Here is a 418-nt window from a genome sequence, read left to right as displayed (position 1 = left end):
ATATAATATGTCTGGTGGCGATAGCGAAGAGGTCACACCCGTTCCCATACCGAACACGGAAGTTAAGCTCTTTAGCGCCAATGGTAGTTGGGACTTTGTCCCTGTGAGAGTAGGACGTTGCCAGGCTTATATATCGGAGGATTAGCTCAGCTGGGAGAGCACCTGCCTTACAAGCAGGGGGTCGGCGGTTCGATCCCGTCATCCTCCACCATTTGCCGGTGTAGCTCAACTGGTAGAGCAACTGACTTGTAATCAGTAGGTTGGGGGTTCAAGTCCTCTTGCCGGCACCAGTTTTTTCGAGCCATTAGCTCAGTTGGTAGAGCATCTGACTTTTAATCAGAGGGTCGAAGGTTCGAGTCCTTCATGGCTCACCATTTATATTCACACGCGGGTGTGGCGGAATTGGCAGACGCGCTAG

3 tRNA genes and 1 rRNA gene are annotated in these 418 nt (G+C 51.7%); all 4 read left to right on the top strand.

Annotated elements, in window-relative coordinates:
* The first annotated feature begins 10 nt into the window (after positions 1-10).
* The 4 genes from rrf to M3225_RS29090 all read left to right on the top strand — a co-directional run bounded on the left by rrf (position 11) and on the right by M3225_RS29090 (position 374).
* Positions 11-126, top strand: a 5S ribosomal RNA gene (rrf, locus tag M3225_RS29105).
* Positions 127-135: 9 nt separating this feature from the next.
* Positions 136-211 (top strand) — tRNA-Val (locus tag M3225_RS29100).
* Positions 212-214: 3 nt separating this feature from the next.
* Positions 215-290, top strand: a tRNA-Thr gene (locus M3225_RS29095).
* Positions 291-298: 8 nt separating this feature from the next.
* Positions 299-374 (top strand) — tRNA-Lys (locus M3225_RS29090).
* The last annotated feature ends 44 nt before the right edge of the window (positions 375-418 follow it).

The sequence above is a fragment of the Priestia aryabhattai genome (assembly GCF_023715685.1).
Taxonomy (GTDB): Bacteria; Bacillota; Bacilli; order Bacillales; family Bacillaceae_H; genus Priestia; species Priestia aryabhattai_B.
This window is presented reverse-complemented; position numbering and strand designations above follow the sequence as displayed.